The following is a 16,790-nucleotide window of genomic DNA, read 5'->3' as shown; positions in this document are numbered from 1 at the left end:
TAGGGGAGGATTCACATCCGGAAGGGGTTCCTTGGCTTCGGCAATCACTGAACTACCAGATTGAAGCAGATACACGAACCCTCTGGATTCCGCATCGCCACGCCAGTTGTGATCGTGATAGCTGCCAGCAGCCCTTATTCCACTCGCCCGGAAATGAAAAAGTTCGTACCTTAGAGGGAAGATCAATTGGAAAACCTCTTTTCGGCTTCTGCCGAACATTTTCAAGCGAAACGGGCGAACGAAATGCCGCTGACATCAGTGGAAATTTGTGCAGGAGCCGGCGGACAGGCCCTTGGACTTGAGCGGGCGGGATTTCATCACGCAGCATTGATTGAAATCGACCCTGCTTCTTGCGAAACCTTGCGCGCAAACCGCCCGAAATGGAACGTCATTGAAGGCGATTTGAGAGAATTCGATGGAACTCGGTATCGGGACATAGACCTGCTTGCAGGCGGCATACCCTGTCCTCCGTTCTCGGTTGCAGGAAAGCAACTTGGTCCGGAAGATGAACGGGATTTATTCCCGCAGGCCATTCGTCTCGCAAGCGAGATTCGACCCCGGGCCGTCATGCTTGAAAATGTGCGGGGATTGCTCGACCCAAGGTTTGATGCCTATCGGGGTAAGGTTGAGGCCAAGATGAAGCGGCTTGGTTACGAACCCATGTGGCGGCTGCTTCACGCTTCGAGTTTTGGAGTATCCCAACTCAGACCGCGGGTCGTCTTTGTGTGTCTCAGGAAGGATACCGCTTCAGAGTTCTTCTGGCCGGATCCGGCGGACGTCTCCCCGCCCACAGTAGGTGAGCTGCTGTTTGATCTTATGAAGGGAAACGGCTGGGAGGGGGCAAAAGAATGGCGTGCGCAAGCAAATTCAATAGCCCCGACGATTGTTGGAGGGTCGAAGAAGCACGGAGGTCCGGATCTTGGACCCACGCGGGCAAAACGCGCCTGGGCAGCGCTTGGCGTTGACGGCCAGGGAATAGCGGATGAAGCTCCCGATGCGGCCTTTGCCGGGATGCCGCGCCTCACCCCGCGCATGGCGGCTAGAATCCAGGGGTTTCCTGACGACTGGCATTTTAGGGGCAGGAAGACCGCAGCCTACCGTCAAATCGGGAATGCATTTCCTCCGCCTGTGGCGGAAGCCGTAGGGAAACGGATCGCGGCAGCCCTGCGTGCAGCATCGCGGCGAATAGCTAGACAATCGGCATAGATATGACTCAACGCCAGCCATTTCTCCAGAAAGCAAGGACGGATTTCCACAACGAACTCCTGAAGACATTGCTTACCATCACGAACGATGTTCCCAGCAATGCAGACAAGGACAATAAATCGAGCGTGTCGATCGCCACCGGGATTGCCAAGCGGCTCCAGGCCGAGACCGGAATCAGGCTGGCAGCACAGACATCGGGAAACCAATTTGAGGAGACGGTTGCCGCTTTCGTCCGGGCGACTTTTTTGAAGCTGTCACATCTGAGACCCGGGAAGTGGGAGGTACTCCAGGTGGGCAATCGCAACAGGGGTGTAATTGCTGGATTCGCGCAATATGCTCACTTGGTGGCACTCCGAGCGTGCGGCTGCAAAGGATGCTGAACTTGCTGCAGCTCTCGGGAATGATTATACAATCACACCGGACGTTATTGTGGTTCGTGGTCTTGAGAATGATTCTTCGATCAACAAGCCCGCGTATCTCGTTGACAAGAAAGTATCGTCGAGAGCAGACCTGCGCCAAGGCTCTGGCAAGCTTCCACTGCTCCATGCAAGTATTAGTACGAAATGGACCCTCCGAAGTGACCGCGCTCAAAATGCACGATCGGAAGCGCTAAATCTGATCCGCAATAGAAAAGGGCGTCAGCCGCATATCGCAGTTGTCACCGCCGAGCCCACCCCAAGCCGCCTCGCGTCACTTGCGTTGGGCACCGGTGACATCGACTGTGTTTACCATTTTGCGCTTGATGAACTAATCGAGGCGGTCGGGGACCTTGGCAACCCCGAAGCGGAAGAGATGCTCAGTATCATGGTCGATGGCAAACGACTGAAGGACATTTCAGATCTGCCACTTGACCTGGCGGTGTGAACGACCATGGGAATGAGCCGGAGTGAGAATATGCGGCGCATAAGGAGTACGGGAACTCTTCCTGAAATCCGTGTGCGTGAAGCAATAGGGAGGCTTGGGTTCCGCGGCTACCGGAACAATAATCGGGTGATTCTTGGGAATCCGGATATCGTTTGGTCACGCAAGAAAGTCGCCGTTTTCGTCAATGGATGCTTTTGGCATGCGCACGGCTGCGCGGAAGGAATCCGGAAACCCAAGTCCAACAGAGAATACTGGATCCCAAAGCTGACCGAGAACCGAATGCGTGACCGCCGCAACAGACATATCTTGCGCTCTCGCGGATGGCGCATCCTGACCATTTGGGAATGTCAGATCAGCAGCATGGATTCCACGGCTTCGAAGCTGCGTGTATTCTTGTGCAACTCAGGCTTGCGTAGAGCAAGCGTAGCTCGATAGATTCGGGGGGGGCTTTGACGCTGGAACCGTTGAAACATTGCCAAGTGGTCTGTTCTTATTGATTCTTGACAGCACTCTATCGTGAATTCCCACTAAGGGAGGACCAAGGCGTCCTCACGTACCGGTTTCAAACCTCTTTCCGCCTCCCCCGAAAGGCATGAGCCGATGCCCAACCCCTGGTCACGTCAGGAAGTAGATTCTATCATCGAAGATTACTTCTCGATGCTCTTCCTAGAGCTGGATGGCCTGTCGTACAATAAGACCGAGCACCGGCGCTTGTTGGCCGAGGCGCTGAATGGTAGGAGCGATAGTTCCATCGAATCAAAACACCAGAACATCAGTGCTGTACTTATTCAACTTGACTGCCCGTACATATCTGGATACAAACCATTGAAGCATTTTCAGCGGCTTCTCATGGATGGTGTCTCAGACATGATTAGGGAGCCAGGTGTCAAAGAACGCCTAAGTGCTGCTGTCAGCGCCATCGTTGCGCCCAGCTCCCGGAAGCTACAACTGGTGCCAACTCCTGTCCGGATTGAACGAACCGCCTATCAGGTGAATAGCCGTCGGCCATCAAGGTATCCTTCCGGATTTCCAAATTATCTCGAGCAGGAGGCGCGCAACATTGCCCTCGGAGCCGCTGGTGAAATCGCCGCGCTTGACTTCGAACGCGCTCGGCTGCAGGAAGCCGGAAGGGATGTTCTAGCCAGGAATATCGAACATACCGCGGTGACGGAAGGTCCCGGCGCAGGATATGATGTCCGGTCATACGAGTCCGATGGAACCGACAGGTTCATTGAGGTAAAGACTACTGCCTCCGGCGCATACACCCCTTTCTTTGTGTCTGCCGATGAGCTTCAAACATCAGCCCGCCACCAGAGAATTTACCATCTTTACCGGGTCTATCAGTTCAGGACGAATCCACAATTCTTCGTCCTGAAAGGCCGGCTTGAGCATTCCTGTAAGATCGAACCGGTCCAGTACCGTGCGAAGCTATGAGAGTTCACAATCAGAGATTTGAGGAGTATCGTGTCCCGGCGAAGAGAGATACTCAGCAACATTGCTCACGAGGAAACAATCCTCGCGACCCTGCGCAGGGATGAATCTGCATGTCTTGAGAGAATCTGGAAGCTCAACGAGCAACTTGCAGCTCTGCCCCCCGTCCCTCGTGACCTTCAGACCCCCGGGGAACCAATACCAGCGCATGAAGTCCCCGCCTCAAACCCTGAGAAGGTTGCCCTCTTCCGATCCCTTTTCCGCGGCCGTGAAGATGTGTTTCCGCTCAGGTGGGAGAACCCTCGCACGGGGAAATCGGGATACGCTCCTGCCTGCAGCAATGAATGGCGAGAGGGGATCTGTGAGAAGCTTGGCCCTTCGCGGCGGGCCGGAATATCCGTGTGCGGTGCATGCAAATCACAGGCGTTCCGACCGGTTACGGATGAGGAGATCGCGCGGCACCTGAAGGGTGAGCAAGTAATGGGGGTATATCCCCTCCTCCGTGATGACACCTGCTGGTTCCTGGCTCTCGACTTCGACGGAATCCACTGGGATTCCGACGCCTCTGCCTTGCGACGACCTGCAATCGATATGGCCTGCGAGTTGCGATTGAGCGATCCCGATCCGGCCAGGGAGCGCATGCGTGGTTCTTCTTCACGGTTCCGGTGGAAGCATTGCTGGCCAGGTCCTTCGGATTCTTCCTCCTCTCACAGACCATGAATCAGCGGCATGAGATTTCTCTTCAATCGTACGACAGACTCTTTCCAAACCAGGATATGCTTCCACGGGGTGGATTTGGCAATCTTATCGCTCTTCCACTTCAGCGCGGTCCGAGAGAGCAGGGCAACACGATGTTCCTCGGGGAAGATTTGAAAGACTGTCCGGACCAATGGCAATTCCTTGCAACGATCGAACGGCTCACACCGGACACGCTTAAAGCGATCAAAGGACCAGGCGGGACCACACTGCTTGCTGTGGGAGTCCGTGACGCTGATATACCACCATCTACACATTTGCTGATGGGGGGTGCCGGAGAAGGCGGTTTGAAGATAGAGGTCCCAGCTCCACCGTTCGTGGAAATGTGTCTATCAAACAATCTGGCAATCCCAAAGTTGGGGATGGGTTCTCCGATCCTGCGTGGTCTCAAGAATCTTGCGGCATTTGCAAACCCGGAATTCTACCAGCGGCAGCGCATGAGACTTTCAGTTGCACGCACACCACGGCTCATTTCGTGTTTTGAAGAGGATGAGACGATTCTGGCTCTACCACGAGGATGCAAGGATTCCGCAGTGAGAATGCTGAAAGAGGCGGGAAGCAAGGTGACTCTGGTCGACAAACGCAGCACCGGTACACCGATAGACCTTTCGTTCGCCGGGCAACTCAGTCCTGTTCAGGAATCAGCAATTCAGGATCTGCTCCTGCATGAGTCCGGGGTTCTCGTTGCGCCTCCCGGCGCAGGAAAGACGGTAGTCGGGTGCCGCATCGTTGCCGAGAGAAAAGTGAACACTCTGGTGATCGTGCACCGGCAGGAACTCCTACTCCAATGGACTGCTCAGATCGAGGTCTTTCTCGGACTGAACCGCAAGTCCATTGGCCATATTGGCGGAGGAAAGAGGCTGCGAACAGGAGTCGTGGACGTTGCGATGATGCAGAGCCTGTTCCAGGGAGGGAAACCGAACCCACTAATTGCTGAATACGGCCACATCGTTGTCGACGAGTGTCACCATTGCCCCGCTTATACATTTGAGCGTGTGCTATCCGTGGCAAGGGCGAAGTACTTCACAGGTCTCACGGCGACGCCCCAACGGAGGGACGGGCGCCATCCGATCATTGAAATGCAGCTCGGACCGGTCCGGCACACGGTTCCGTCAAAGACCGGGGATGGAGAATCAGCATTTCGGCGCAGACTTCTAGTTCACGCAACCGATTTCCGTCTCTCAGGAGAACATGATCGGGGGATACAGGAGATCTACAGCATACTTGCGGCAGACGAAACGCGCAACGACAGGATCCTCGACGACATCATTTCAGCACTTGAGGCGCATCGTTCACCTCTCCTGTTGACTGAAAGAAGGGAGCATCTGGAATTCTTTGCAGAAAAGTTGAAGACATTCGCACGGAACCTGATCGTGCTGCACGGCGGGATGACTCCGAAAGGACGAAGGTTGGAGATGTCGCGGTTGGCAGCGATCCCCGGAAACGAGGAACGTCTTCTCATCGCGACGGGGCGATACCTTGGTGAGGGATTCGACGATGCGCGGCTGGACACCCTCTTTCTTGCGCTGCCCGTTTCGTGGAAGGGGATCCTCGTGCAATATGCCGGCAGGTTGCACCGAATGCATCCCGGCAAGCACGAAGTCGTCGTCCACGACTATGTTGATGAGCACGTGCCCATACTACAGAAGATGTTTGAGAAAAGACTGCGTGGATACCGGGCGATGGGGTACGCGTACGACCGCTTGAAATGATGAAGCGAGTTGTCGTGATTTGCCCGCTGCTTGTTGCGACATCAAATGGCGTTCTAAAGGCGATAAGTCCAGAACCATCTCCCATCGGTTGAGGGTTCTTGCGTTAGTAGGTGGGATTTGACCCGTATTGCAGCCACCGGAACTGCTGCTAAGAAGGGGCCGATGCACACACTCTTCACCAGCATCATTACCCCATTCCGCGCTGCAGCTCTAATTTCTCTCCCGCCACCGCCGCCAGAGGCACTCTCGATGAGACACGGGAGACCTCCCATGCGCTACAACTCGGATCGGGCGACACAGAACTCTTCGCCACGGATCTAACGAGGCTTTCGCGAACCTTACCCGTCACGTCTGTTGCCTCGTGCTGAATGAGCACCATTGTTCCAGATATTCCTGCAAGACTGGCGGGATGATCTCCACCGAGTCACCACGAGGCGGATTCGAAATGGATGCGGCGTTCGGCTCACACCCGTTCGTGCGCGGCTTCGGCTCCTGGACGGTAAGGAGGATCATCATTGATACCCTCAATGGGGCATCCCCACATGGAGGAAGAGTTTTCTCAGGGAAGATCCCCGCGAGGGTGGACCGCTCCGCGACATATGCCGCACGGGATGTGGCGAAGAACCCCTTCGCCGCAGGCCTTGCTCGGAGATCCACCATCCAGCTCGTGTAGGCCATCGTCGTGTGCGCCGAGCGGGTGTCGGTGATGGTGGACCTCCACGGGACGGGGATCATTGCGGGTGAGAAAACCGAGGCCCCGTGAGAGATGTCTTCGACCTGACTACGCTCCGCATCATCCGAATGCTAGACCTCCGGCGGCCAGTCTTTTAAACTGAGGGCGGCGTGCGGGCATTTCGAGAGGGAGGGCGTGCCGTGGGAGAGGGTGGATAGAACATCAGACCTCCTCTCAGGTGTCTGATCGATGATGTGAGTGAATCGGGGTCACTGTTGAACAGCAGGGGCTGATACTTCGATAAACAAAAGTTTCCTTGATTTCCCCTTCGCGCTTGGTTATACTCTCTCGTAGTGATCCTCTATGGAGAGCAAGCAGGAGAACAAGAGATGGAGAGCCTCTCTTACCGGCAACGGCAGGAGGGGCTTTTCGGTTCCGGGGGGTCAGGGAGACGCGGCAATGTCTGACCAATGGAGTGGAATGCAAGGCCAACCATCTGTAAGGCGCGATTTCGCCGTATTCCCTTATCTTCCTCCGTCGGAATGTGCTCGAAGAGGCACTTTCTATTGGCGAGCAATCTCATGGTAAGCAAATGCCTTGGTTACGGTTGATATGTACTATCCCCTTCAAACCGGTCTACGCTACTCCAACGACACGGAGAAGGTACGAGTCTCGCCAATTGAGCAATCCTCTCCGGGCGGATGACAGGTAGGTGTCCTCTTCATAACGTCTCCCGGGGAACGTAACATTTGAGTTAGTTTGGTGAATGTCGCAGAAGATTATCGGGAATTGGTCAATGATTCCTATTACATCGCCATTGTAAAGTAGCCGCAATTGTATTACGTCTCACATTGTCTTCCTCAGGCACCGCCCATTTGACTACAATTCCTGTCGCCGTGCATGCGACAGATTGAAGGGAGCAATCCACGAAGCGGAAAATAGGTGTTGATAGGAATCACTCCGTCCTGTGAAACCTTCCTCTGTAGACCATTGAAGCCTTACTGTCGCAACGGGTCTCGTAGGTGGTCGCGATAGATGAATCGTCCCTGTGAACTGTACCGACTAACCAAGGCCGAAGGCAAGCCGCCAAATCTAGATTTAGAGGAACAGGCAATGGAAGATTTTAGCACAGGTCAGACAAGAACCGAAGCGAAATTGGAAAGCCATTCAATGCTAGCACGCATTCGGGAGACCTTTACACAGGAAATCTACCAGGACTTTCTCGACTACATACTCCAGCGATTTGCGAAGCCGTGCAGCATCGTGGTTGTCCAGCCAAACAGACGGCTCACATCATACGCGCCTCACAATAGGTACCAAGGCTTCTGTAGCTTCTGTCTGTTGATTCGCCAAGAGGAGACAGTGACCGAGAGTCCATCGCCTTGCATGATAAATACTTGGGAGATTGTCACTCAATGTCTGTCGGCCGAGGCTAGCGCTTCGGGAAATCCTTGGGGATGGCGCCACTGCCACATGGGACTCCTTGATCTGTACTTACCGATACGTTCAAGGAACAAAGGAATGAGGGATGAGATCCTGGCGATCCTGTGTATCGGTCACGGTCGACCGGCGGGTGAGGAGGCACTCACGAGAATATACGCCCGAATTGACGCCATCACGCTCGGATCGGACGCAGGGAAGTACTACCCTCACCTGGATGTAACAAAACGAGATCAGCTTAGGTGTGCCCTTCGTAACATGCTTGAAGAAGCGCCGGTGATTGAATCGAGTGAGATGGCTAGAATTCAAGGGGAAGTGCAAGAGGTGATCTCTTTGATGGAAATTGTGGCAACGCGGAATTTTCATGGCGGAATCCTTTTCGAGGGAGAGAAATTCATTGGTTCACTGGGGCTCGATGTGGTAGAGACAAACATCACAGCTAAACATTTGTGGTCAGTGATTGAAAATGCTATTGGTAGGATAGTCGAGTATTTTGGGCTTGCATCAGGTGCGGTATATGTGACCCCGCACGGTGACCATGACTATTCCTCCCTCACTCAAGTAGTGAGGATTCCTACCTCAAAGGCCGCGCCGAAAGAAATCGGGTTCGCGTCATTTGAACAATTTGAGCGGCTGAGCAACATCGAAGGGATCCTGATTCCTAACCCCAATGAGGATATCAGCTGGTTGCATCCCCATGAGTTCTTCGAAGCCCGCCATGCATTTGTCTTCTTGAAATCTGTGCATACTGGGCATCTTATTCTGGTCGGTCTTGGATGCGCCGATCCAAACAAAACGAACTCATTCCAGATTGCCATATTGCTTGAAGCCGTGCGACAAAAGATCTTCAGATTTGCGGAAGAGGGGCTATTTGCGATTACGCTAGATAACATAATGGCAGAAATGGGCCACCTTATGGGGAGAGTTGCAGGCAAGATAACCTCTGGTTTCGCAACGCTGCAAAGTTACCCCGATGCCAAGATGGCCCATAGTAGTCCCTCCCCCAAGATCAAGCAGTTGCTATCGAATGCGGAATGGGCTCTGGAAGACGGCATTTGCAGGTTGGAAATCATCAGTCACAATTTCTATTCTTTTGGACAACGGCGACAAGGAGGAGAGATCGAAATCGGCGAACAGTTTGTAGAATTCGATGCAATTGAATGTCTCCGGCAACTAGAGTCCTTCTTCAGACAGTCGGTAAAACACTCCCAGCTAAGTGACGTCAAGATGATCTATGAATGTGATACGGCTAGGGTCAGAGGAAATAGGAATAGTCTGAAGCTGATCTTTCTGAACCTATTCGACAACGCACACAAGTTTGCATATGCAGATACCTACCTGGAGATCTCGGCATCACAAAGATTAGGTAGATGTGTGGTTAGTTTTAGCAATCTCGGGATCGGAATCGCTTCTGGTGAAGAAGACCGCATCTTCAATCCATTCTATAAGTCGCGCTACCAAGATCCATCACGGAGGATTGAAGGTCTCGGCCTCGGCCTCTCATTTTGCCGATGGGCAACGAATGAGGTCTTTCATGGATCAATTGACATTTCCAGCCGAAAAGCTAGGATACCTCATCCGAGACGATTCGACGGTGATAATTATCTGACTACGGTGTCAGTGTCATTGCCAACCTATCCATTGGATCCTAATCATGCATAGAATCTTTCTATTTGATGATTACCCCGTTGCGAGTGAAACCCTTCTCTTTCGATCGCTTCTTGAAGTAGAGGCGGAGAAGCACTCACTGAATCTGCATTGGGATGAAGAGAAATCATTTTCGGCCTTTGAGCGAAGGATTCGTGAGATTGAATACGATATACTAATCCTTGACATCATGGCGAAGAGAATTGGGCCCATGAAGTGGAATAGCACAGGGCATGAAATACCTGAGGATTTGACCGGGATCGGAATTCTCCAGAACTGTCGCCTAGGTAAGTATGGGCATCGGTATCGGACTTGTCCGATCTTCATGAGAAGTGCTCGAGGTGAACCGTATGTAGTTCGGATGAGCATGAATGAGGGAGCCAATGCCTATCACCGAATCGGGGTCGAAGACAAAGAACTGGTAGATAGGATTGTTGTTCTCCTTAAAGACCCAATGCAGGTCTAGCAGAGTCAGTCACATTCCTCGAATAATCAGATGCAATATACATCTAGAGTGATTCAACAACTTCGGAAACGATGGGTGGGCCAGGAGGCCTGAGTTCGCGCCATTTTCGAAGATGCGGCCGCGGGCTTGGACTGGACGAGGAGGCTGGGGAGTGATGCGGAGCGTGGGTGGGATGACCTTTCGTTCATCGAAGACTGCTCGGATATATTTGTCCTGCCTGGAGAAAGGTGTCCCAGAGATCTGAGAGGAATACCGCTAACTCACATTGATCTGACAGAATCCATGGCCTTTTCGAATACTTGCTTCGATTGCGCAACGGTCGATTGCGTTTATTTCGATCGATCGAGCTTGATAGGGTCATCATTTGTTCAAGCTATAGTGTCCAGGAATTGCACTTTTCGAGGAACCAAGCTCGCCTTCTCCAACTTAGCCAATGCAACCCTTTCTGGGGTATCCCTGGCATACGCAGACCTGACTCGTGCTGATATTTCTGGAACGAACCTTGTGGATGCTGATCTGTTTCGCACTCTACTCCGACATGTTCAATGGAACGATGAGCCTTGGTTCGGGTTCTTCATGAGCGGTTGTCCCCACGGTACCCGGCTGGGTGGGGAGTACCAGGCGCTCTCAATGCTAGATCCGCGACTTGGAAGCCGAACCGCAAGATTCGTGGCTGAGGAGAATACTCGTTGGGAATTGACTCAAAGGCACCCGGCATTTGCCAAACTCTGGTATTTGTCGACCAACTCCGGCCGATCCCCCGGTCGAATTCTCTTTTGGATATTCTTTATCTGGGCGTCATTTGGCACGCTCTTTGCGGGTTATCCGCTCCCCAGCTTCCTTGAAGGCACACCGATGGGGAGTATTCTCTGTGACATCAATCCGGAAGTAAAGTGGAATGTAACAGGGGAAGATCGGCCGGCAACAGCCCCATATATATTCAGTATCCTCACTATGATGAATACGAATTTTGGGGATGTCGAACCGGAACCAAGCGATTTGTCGGCTCAAATCGCCGTCGTGGTCGAAACCTTTCTTGGATACTTGATTTTAGCCATGTTTGTTGCGCTTCTAATGCAAAACATTACCGCAGAGCAGGCGTATGCTGGCAATCGGGACTTTTCCCCCAATGTCGATCCACTAGATGATGGCGTGTGACCTTCAAGGCGATGCGCGGCAAGACAAAACGGAAACTGAATGTCCAGCACTCACGCAATTAAAGGGTGGGGAACGGTCTGACCCTTGACAGTCAGGTCCAATGTCGGGTAGTTTTATCCTCAGTGATTATATTTTTCGAGTGCCGAGGTGGCGTTCACTTTGTTGTGGCTACGCTGCTTTCCTTTCTTCCCTGCGATTGTCGCTCAACACAGTCACGAGGATCGGCACGTGTTCACACGTTCTGATGCGACGGAAGGACCGAGCGCTCTCCAATAGGCTCGCTGCTGTCCCCCGCTGGACTACATGCCGTCACGCCAGCACTTCAGATTCTCCTGAGCGTTAGCCGCAGACGGGGTCTTCCATGCTTGGAAGTTCTCCCGCTCTTTGCTATACTCATCCGAATACGCACAACTCAAAATGGGCAATTTGGATCTGTCGGCAAATTTCGAGACCTATCGACGGTATGGCCCGATATGAAGGGACACCATCGTTCGTAGGTTGTTTTTACGACGGACGAAATTGCTGCACAATCATGAAGACTCCACGTACGAGTGGCAAGTCAACGGGCAGGAGAGACCGATGAAATCGCATATACGGTTCATATGTGCAGTTCTGCTGTCTTCCCCCCTCTTCGCCCAACAGCCCGACACATTGTTCACCCGCGCCGACTCCCTCCGGGGCATGCTCTCTCCCGAACGGACCTGCTACGACGTCAGGTTCTATCATCTCGACGTCCGCGTCGATCCTGCGGATAGCTCCCTCCGCGGGTCGAATGATATCGTCTTCGACGTGGTGCGGCCGTTCACACGCATGCAGGTGGACCTCTTCGCGAACATGAAGATCGACGGCATCACGCTTCAGGGTTCGTCGGCGAAGGTGAGCTTCACGCGCGAAGCCGACGCGGTGTTCATTGACTTCCCGAATGCACTTCCCGCGGGTTCACGGCAAACGCTCCGCATCGCCTACAGCGGCAAACCGATCGTGGCGAAACGTCCCCCGTGGGATGGTGGGTTCAGCTGGGACAAAGACAAGTCTGGCCGTCCGTGGGTGATGGTGACCTGCCAGGGTACCGGTGCAAGCCTCTGGTGGCCTACGAAGGACCATCAGGAGGATGAGCCAGATAGCATGATGATCAGCATTACTGTTCCACCCGGGCTTACAGACATCTCCAACGGCCGGTTGCGCTCCACAGAAGTGCGCGCCGACGGCTGGACACGCTACAACTGGTTTGTGAGCTACCCGATCAATACGTACAGCGTGACGGTGAACATCGGCAACTATGCCCACTTCGCCGATACGTACCAGGGGAAGACTCCGCTCACGCTGGACTACTACGTGCTGCCGGAGAACCTCGAGAAGGCGAAGGCCCACTTCGCCCAGGTGAAGCCGATGATGGCGTGCTTCGAACGGTTCTTCGGCCCCTATCCCTTCCCCCGCGATGGCTACAAGCTGGTGGAGTGTTCGCACACGGGCATGGAGCACCAGTCGGCGGTGGCCTACGGCAACTGGTACATCGGCGGCTACCGCGGGCGCGCGCCGTCTGAGGCGGGACTGAAGTTCGATTTCATCATCATCCACGAGAGCGCGCACGAGTGGTGGGGAAACGCCATCACGGCGAAGGATGTGGCGGATATGTGGATACACGAGAGCTTCGGCGCCTATGCGGAGGCGCTCTTCGTGGAATACCAGTACGGCTACGCAGAGGCCCTGAAGTATGTTAACGGCAAGAAGCCCAACGTGGGGAACCGGTCACCGATCATCGGCACGTTCAACGTGGCCCGCGAGGGGTCGGGGGATATGTACGACAAGGGCCAGCTTGTCCTGAATACGCTGCGCAGCGTGATCGACAACGATTTGCTCTGGTTCTCGATCCTGCGCGGCCTGATGGAGAAGTTCTCGATGCAGACGGTGACGGGGGAGGATATCACGGGCTATATTGCACAGCGCGCCGGCACGGACCTCGGCTACTTCTTCGATCAATACCTGCGCTTCCCGAAGATCCCGCTGCTGGAGGTGTCGTCCTGGAAGAAGGGCCCCGAATCCTCGGCACGCTACCGTTGGAGAACCGACGTGAAGGGTTTCACTATGCCTATCCGCGTAACAACGGGGAAGGGCCAGTGGGGCTGGATCACCCCCACTACGGAATGGCAAACGATGAGCCTGGGCGGCCTCGCGCCGGAAGACTTCGAAATCGAGAAAGATCGCTTCTATGTGGATGTGCGGCTCAACTATTCGTATCTCGATCCCGCGACCCCGGAGATGAGGAGGCGGTAGACCTGCCTGGATCGCTGAGGTAGAGTTCCTGTCATCCCTCTCTCCCGCAACACGTGTCGCGCCCATCTCTATGACGGAAATGACCTTCTCAACGGCTAGCTTTCTCCTCAGGAGGTGATCACCATCGATGAAGTGGGAGGCGGGTCTTTTGTCTTTCGCGTGACGCTCGGCTACTTCTTCTTGTCCTCGACTTTGAAGAGGCCGTCTGCGACCGAACCCTGCAGCCCGGCCGCGTACGAGAGCGGATCCACCTTCGCGAGAGTTCGGGCCATCGCCGGCGTCAGTAGACGAACCTGAGGCATGGACTCCAGATGGTCTGCAATGAGGTCCATCGCCTTTGCATCCGTCATCCAGCGTGCCCGATCGAATCTATTGAGGCTCAACGGTTTCGTATAGCTGCAAAAGGTCTTTTCTCCGGCGACATTGAAGTACTGCTCGAAATAGCTGATCATGAGCTCCCACAAGGTCCGGTGGATGGGCTCCCGGTAGCGCAACCCGACGAAATTGGATTGCCCGACCGCGCCCCAACAGCCGTTGCGACGAAAGAGGGCAACGAGGTGCTCGTCGTCGCGTGAGTTCGGAAAGAGATTGACGATCAACGGCGCATCGTCGTTCCAGGCGAGTGCGGCTGCAGCGAAGACCGCACCATCGTAGCAATGGGCGACACGCTCCTCAGTACCGTGAGCGGCGCGCGGTATGACGACTCCGTGCTGTACGCAAGGGTATCAAGGGAATACTGGATCTTGACCGGTGATGAGCGACCGGACGAGCTTGCGCTCATCCGGAGTAAGCGCTGAGAAAGGTTCTGCGTGAGATCATTGAACTGTGAGTTCCTTGGTTCGTGGCGTCGATACGAGGCCGCATCATCTTGAATGATACCCAAGGTGCCTTTGAGGTTCAAGGAGAATCGCCTGGATCCGGCCACCCCTGAAATGAGAAGGCGATAGCAATGATGAAGGAACGATCCGCCAACTCTTCACTATCCCTCGGGCGAAAGGGACTGCGTGTGGTGATCATTGTATGTGCGGCCGTTCTGGCATGCGTTCTCCTTCTTGCGGGATGGATCTGGCTCCACAGTCCCGGCACCCCTGCTCCGGTTCTCTCCGCCGATGGCAAACCCCTCCCCCGTAGCATCTCGCAAAAGCTCTTCCTGAAGATCAACGGCGTGGAGCAGGGGATGTTCATCAAAGGCGCGGACACGCTCAAACCCGTTCTGCTCTATCTCCATGGCGGGATGCCCGACTACTTTCTTACTGAGCGCTATCCTACGGGGCTCGAAGACCATGTCACGGTCGTATGGTGGGAGCAACGCGGTGCTGGGATCTCCTCTCACCCCGATATCCCGCGCGAGACCATGACCGTGGAGCAGTTGATCTCCGACACCAGGGTACTGACGGACTATCTGCGGACGCGCTTCGGGAAGGAGAAGATCTACCTGATGGCTCACTCAGGTGGGACATTCTTCGGGATCCAGGCGGCTGCCCGGATGCCGGAGTTGTACCACGCGTACATCGGTGTCGCACAGATGTCGTATCAGCTCGCTTCGGAGAAACTGGCGTACGAGTTCATGCTCCAGCGGTTCCGGGAACTCGGCGACAGCAACATGGTCCGGCGGCTTGAAAAGGCGCCCGTCACGCTCGCTGCGGATGTACCGCCGGGGTACAGCGCCCTGCGCGACGAGGCCATGCACACTTTGGGTATCGGCACGATGCACGACATGACATCGGTGGTGTCCGGCCTCTTCTGGCCGTCGCTGCTCTTTCCGGAGTACACCTTCACGGAGAAGGTGCGGATGTGGAGTGGAAAATCCAGGTCGGGCATCAGCATTCTGTGGGATTCGATGGTTCGGACTGATCTGGCGAAGGAGGTGACCGCACTCAGCATCCCGGTGTACTTCTTCCACGGGATCCACGACTATACCTGTTCCTATCCTCTCGCACGGTCGTATTTCGATGGGCTCACCGCACCGGTCAAAGGGTTCTACACCTTCGAACATTCGGCACACAGCCCCATGTTCGAGGAGCCGGAGAGAATGGGAACCATCATCGCCCACGATGTGCTGACGGGTGTCAATGCGCTTGCTGATGGCAAGGGATCTCCCTCGGGAGAGATGCCGCAGCACTAGATTTGCAGCGGGGACCGGCGATCGATCCTGTCCGCGGCCGATGAGTCAGACCGCCCCGCTGCGCCTTCCCTCGTCAAATTGTTTGTTCCCCGCACATGCCACCATCAATCCCCGATTCCTTCACTTCTCCCCGGCAGCCCTTCATTTGTATCAGATTCTGATCCTGTCGCCTCGAGCGCCCGGCGTATCTTAGGGAAGAGACGAATTCAGCATCGTACCTGGCAGAATAGGTGAACTCGAACTCATCATCCCGCCGATGTACGACGCCCTCACGTTCTTCGAGGACGGCATCGCGCGGGCAACACTTCATGGAACACGCGGTTTCATCAACAGGGAGAACAGGGGAGTATGAGGACACGATACGTTTCTCCACTCGATCTGCTGAACACATCGACACGTCGGCGGTCTGCGCTGGAAATAGTCACTGCTGCATCCGCGCCAGCAGAAGGGGACACGAGCATCGCCGCCAGGGCGCGCACGCTCATCGAGGCATCGGGGATATTCTTCCCCGAGATCCCGGAGGACCTTGCTGCCCGCCTCATGGAGCAGCGCGACTGGGGCTTCACGACCCGCACGGATGAATTGGCCCCGTTCGCCTTCGAGGCGCACGCTGACGAACTCGACGATCCTGCGCTGCAGGACTACGCGATCCTCGCGCACGATGGCTACGGCATGAACTCGTATATGATGCACTACTATGTGGTGAAAGGCCCGCTCCGCCTGCTCGTGCAACTTCCCTACGGCGGCACCTATATGCCCGAACCCGAGACCACGGACTACCTCAACGAGTGTCTCCGGCTCGCGAGCGAGATCACCCGCGATGGGCTGGGTGGCCGGCTGTCCGGCCCCGGCGACCAACTCACCGTACTCTGCTCCATGCGGCACGGATGGGATTGGTCAGCAACGAAGGATGGGAAGGAGTACAGTTCAAACGAATCCGACGGACCGAAGGAATCTCTGGAAGAGGCACTGAACCAGCTGAATCAGTGGTGAGTACATAGTGCCGGTGCCTAGTCCTCTTTCCGCATATATTTCCAC

Annotated in this window: 10 protein-coding genes and 2 pseudogenes; 11 read left to right on the top strand and 1 reads right to left on the bottom strand. The window is 54.9% G+C overall.

All coding sequences use genetic code 11. From position 1 onward, the window contains the following. Nucleotides 1-243: 243 nt before the first annotated feature. The 9 genes and pseudogenes from IPI01_16820 (at nt 244) to IPI01_16780 (ending at nt 13,627) form a co-directional block, all read left to right on the top strand. On the top strand, nt 244-1,206 hold the full coding sequence (locus IPI01_16820) for a DNA cytosine methyltransferase (GenBank protein ID MBK7259426.1): 963 nt from the start codon (nt 244-246) through the stop codon (nt 1,204-1,206). 2 nt (nt 1,207-1,208) lie between these two features. Beyond that, nucleotides 1,209-2,070 (top strand): annotated as a pseudogene (locus IPI01_16815) (restriction endonuclease). Between the two features lie 6 nt (nt 2,071-2,076). Further along, on the top strand, nt 2,077-2,505 hold the full coding sequence (vsr, locus tag IPI01_16810) for a DNA mismatch endonuclease Vsr (protein ID MBK7259425.1): 429 nt from the start codon (nt 2,077-2,079) through the stop codon (nt 2,503-2,505). A 165-nt stretch (nt 2,506-2,670) separates the two neighbouring features. Then, entirely contained in the window at nt 2,671-3,504 is an 834-nt protein-coding gene (locus tag IPI01_16805; protein ID MBK7259424.1) for a DUF3883 domain-containing protein, read from the top strand. A gap of 662 nt (nt 3,505-4,166) precedes the next feature. Beyond that, the gene (locus IPI01_16800; GenBank protein MBK7259423.1) at nt 4,167-5,969 is read left to right on the top strand and encodes a DEAD/DEAH box helicase family protein; all 1,803 of its coding nucleotides are present in this window, start codon (nt 4,167-4,169) and stop codon (nt 5,967-5,969) included. 409 nt (nt 5,970-6,378) lie between these two features. Next, nucleotides 6,379-6,732 (top strand): annotated as a pseudogene (locus tag IPI01_16795) (methionine adenosyltransferase domain-containing protein). Nucleotides 6,733-8,163: 1,431 nt separating this feature from the next. Then, nucleotides 8,164-9,744 carry a sensor histidine kinase gene (locus IPI01_16790; GenBank protein MBK7259422.1) on the top strand — a complete coding sequence of 527 codons (1,581 nt, stop codon included), beginning with the start codon at nt 8,164-8,166 and terminating at the stop codon, nt 9,742-9,744. A 733-nt stretch (nt 9,745-10,477) separates the two neighbouring features. Next, on the top strand, nt 10,478-11,353 hold the full coding sequence (locus IPI01_16785) for a pentapeptide repeat-containing protein (GenBank protein MBK7259421.1): 876 nt from the start codon (nt 10,478-10,480) through the stop codon (nt 11,351-11,353). Between the two features lie 579 nt (nt 11,354-11,932). Next, nucleotides 11,933-13,627: a M1 family metallopeptidase gene (locus IPI01_16780; GenBank protein MBK7259420.1), complete on the top strand. Its 1,695-nt coding sequence runs from the start codon at nt 11,933-11,935 to the stop codon at nt 13,625-13,627. A 170-nt stretch (nt 13,628-13,797) separates the two neighbouring features. Here IPI01_16780 and IPI01_16775 read toward each other — a convergent pair whose 3' ends face one another. After that, the gene (locus tag IPI01_16775; GenBank protein MBK7259419.1) at nt 13,798-14,226 is read right to left on the bottom strand and encodes a hypothetical protein; all 429 of its coding nucleotides are present in this window, start codon (nt 14,224-14,226) and stop codon (nt 13,798-13,800) included. Between the two features lie 350 nt (nt 14,227-14,576). Between IPI01_16775 and IPI01_16770 the strand changes: the two genes are divergently transcribed. Next, nucleotides 14,577-15,752: an alpha/beta hydrolase gene (locus IPI01_16770; GenBank protein MBK7259418.1), complete on the top strand. Its 1,176-nt coding sequence runs from the start codon at nt 14,577-14,579 to the stop codon at nt 15,750-15,752. A 348-nt stretch (nt 15,753-16,100) separates the two neighbouring features. Then, nucleotides 16,101-16,745, top strand: coding sequence for a hypothetical protein (locus tag IPI01_16765; protein MBK7259417.1), 645 nt, complete (start codon nt 16,101-16,103; stop codon nt 16,743-16,745). Nucleotides 16,746-16,790: the final 45 nt, after the last annotated feature.

It is taken from the genome of Ignavibacteriota bacterium, assembly GCA_016707525.1.
Classification (GTDB): domain Bacteria; phylum Bacteroidota; class Ignavibacteria; order UBA10030; family UBA6906; genus JAGDMK01.
This window is presented reverse-complemented; position numbering and strand designations above follow the sequence as displayed.